Origin of the sequence: Neoroseomonas rubea (assembly GCF_016106015.1) — a bacterium.
Classification (GTDB): Bacteria; Pseudomonadota; Alphaproteobacteria; order Acetobacterales; family Acetobacteraceae; genus Neoroseomonas; species Neoroseomonas rubea.
In genome coordinates, this window is sequence record NZ_JACADQ010000451.1 from 1 (window position 1) to 2,578 (window position 2,578).

Annotated in this window: 2 protein-coding genes; one reads left to right on the forward strand and one right to left on the reverse strand. The window is 70.3% G+C overall.

What is annotated here, in order from left to right:
* Positions 1–150: 150 nt before the first annotated feature.
* On the reverse strand, positions 151–1,746 hold the full coding sequence (locus tag HW577_RS23495; protein WP_198378529.1) for an ABC transporter substrate-binding protein: 1,596 nt from the start codon (positions 1,744–1,746) through the stop codon (positions 151–153).
* Positions 1,747–1,926: 180 nt separating this feature from the next.
* Between HW577_RS23495 and HW577_RS23500 the strand changes: the two genes are divergently transcribed.
* The gene (locus tag HW577_RS23500; protein WP_198378530.1) at positions 1,927–2,487 is read left to right on the forward strand and encodes a hypothetical protein; all 561 of its coding nucleotides are present in this window, start codon (positions 1,927–1,929) and stop codon (positions 2,485–2,487) included.
* Positions 2,488–2,578: the final 91 nt, after the last annotated feature.

Genomic DNA, 2,578 nt, shown 5'->3' on the forward strand with positions numbered 1-2,578 from the left:
GAGCGCGCCCATGCCGCCGCCATTGGCGACGGCGGCGGCGAGCGCGGGCGGCGAGGCCGCGGCCATCGGTGCCATCAGGATCGGCGCGGCGAGGCCGAAGCGCGCGCAGAAGGCGGCGGCGCGGTCGCGCTGGGGTGACGTGCCCATCGCCTAGCGCCCTGCCTTGCGGATGTTCCAGGCGATGATGATCCCCGGCATGGCCAGCACGCCGTCGAGTTGCGGGCGGATGGCGGATGGCAGGTACCACTGGCCGTAGGGCACGTAGGGGACGAGGCGATAGGCGCTCTCGTGCAGCGCGGTCAGGATGCGCTGGCGCTCCGCATCGTTCGCGGCGTAGGGGAAGGCGTCGATCAGCGCCTGGTGCTCGGCGTCGCAGGGCCAGCCCGGCCAGGCGCGTTCGCAACTCGCCTGCATCGGGACGTTGCCGACGGGGTCGGAGGCGCCGAGGCCGTTCCAGAAGGTGAGCCCGATATGCCAGCCGCCCTCGGAAGGCGGGCGGCGGTTGGCGCGGCGGCCGGCCATGGAGGCGAAGTCCATCGCCTGCACGTCGGTGCGGAAGCCGACCGACTGCATCTGCTGCGCGAGGACGAGCGTCGCCGCATGGACGAAGGGATTGTCCGTCGGGTCCATGATGACGATGGGCGTGCCGTCGTAGCCGCTCTCGCGCAGCAGGGCGCGGGCGCGTTCCCGCGCTGCGGGGCTGCCGAGGCCGGCGGGCACGCCGGCGTTCGATTCCTGCGGGGATCCGCAGACGAAGAAGGCGTGGCAGACCTGGTACAGCGACGGTTCGGGGAACATCGCCTGGAGGATCTCCTCCTGGTTCACCAGCAGCATCAGCGCCTGGCGCGCGCGGGCGTCGTTGAAGGGCGGGTGGATGTGGTTCATCCGGATCATGCCCGGCGCGCCGAGCGTGTTGGTGCGGATGATGCGCATGCCCCGCCGCTGCAGCATGGGCAGGAAGTCCACGCCCGGGCTCTCGATGTAGTCGAGTTCCCCCTGGATCAGCGCCAGCACCGCGGTCTGGGCATTGGCGATGTTGAGCCATTCGACGCGGTCGACATGCGCGACCTTGCCGCCGGCGGTGCCGGAGGCGGGCTCGGCGCGCGGCACATAGGCGGGATTGCGGCGATAGACCACGCGCGAACCCGGCACCCATTCGTCACGGACGAAGACGAAGGGGCCGGAGCCGATCGTCTCGGTGATGGCGGTGAAGGGATCGGTCGCGGCGATGCGCGCGGGCATGATCGCCGGCATGTTGCCCGCCGGCTTGGACAGCGCGTCGAGCATCAGCCCATAGGGACGCCGCAGCCGCCAGGTGAAGGACTTGCCGTCGGCTGAGGCTTCCAACGCCTCGGTGATCGCCATGATCTGCCGGCCGTGCGGGTCCCTCGCCCCCCAGCGGCGGAGCGAGGCGATGACGTCCGCCGCCGTGACCGGCGCGCCGTCGTGGAACAGCAGCCCGTCGCGCAGCGTGAAGGTCCAGGTGAGCGCATCGGCGGAGACGGCGTGCTCGCGCACCATCTGCGGCTGCGGGCGCTGCTGCACATCGCGGCCGAACAACTGGTCGTAGATCATGTGCGCGTGGGACTGCACGACGCCCGCGGTGGTGTTGATCGGATCGAGCGTCTGCAGGTCCGCGTTCGGCACCATGCGCAGGATGCGCTCGGGTGGGACGGGCTGCGCCGTGGCGACGGAGACCATGGCGACGGCGGCGAGGGCGGCTGCCCCTGCGAAGCGAAGGATCATGGTGGCGCGTTTCCCTGGCCGTGACGCGCCGGCAGGATGCCCCGGCCGCAGGCGAATGCAACGGTGCGGGCCGCCCGCAGGCGAGGGATGCTGTTTTCCACTTTACGCAATGCCGCGGACGGCCATGCTGAAGCGGCATGGAACGGGGCGATCGGTCGCCCGGATGCCGAGGACACACGCATGGCAGTCAAGTGCGCGCCCGATTGGCGCGGAACGTCCAACAACGGGAAGTGGGCGAATCACGAAAGCAGCCTCAGCGAGGATGAGATGAAGAAGCTGGGCGAGAGCATCGCCACGCTTCTCGAGGGCATCCCCGACGATTCCTCGCAGTGCTTCAAGGATCTGGCCAAGGCGCTGAAGTCCGGCACCGTCACGATCACCAAGGGCATCCACCAGCGCGACAGCAAGGTGCATTTCGACGTGCAGTCCTCGATCGGCGTGAAGGGGACCTTCCACGTCTTCGTCGTCCCCGGCGCCGAGATCGGCGTCATCTCCCCCAAGATCGGCTGGGGCGAGAAGGACCTGATGGGCAAGACCGTCGCCAGGTCGCTGTTCCAGTACGTGGTCAGCGGGCTGTCCTACCGCATCGGCGCGACGGATCACCTCTACCCCGCGCTCTTCACCATGCTGAGCGAGGTGGAGAAGCCGCTCGGCCGGCCGCGCGGCAAGAGCTTCTCCCTCGGCAACAGCAACGCACCGGTCACGCACGCCGAGAAGGAGGCGCTGCGCGGCGCCGCCTGACACGAGGCGCGCCAGGACGCCCCGGCGCGCCGCTTCAGTCGAGCCGCGCGCCGGCCGGCACCCGCATGCCGCGCTGCACGGCCGGGCGGGC

What these genes read in the sequence shown, in the direction of transcription:
- HW577_RS23495 (WP_198378529.1), bottom strand. Translation starts at nt 1,746, where the DNA reads ATGATCCTTCGCTTCGCAGGGGCAGCCGCCCTCGCCGCCGTCGCCATG.
- HW577_RS23500 (WP_198378530.1), top strand. Translation starts at nt 1,927, where the DNA reads ATGGCAGTCAAGTGCGCGCCCGATTGGCGCGGAACGTCCAACAACGGG.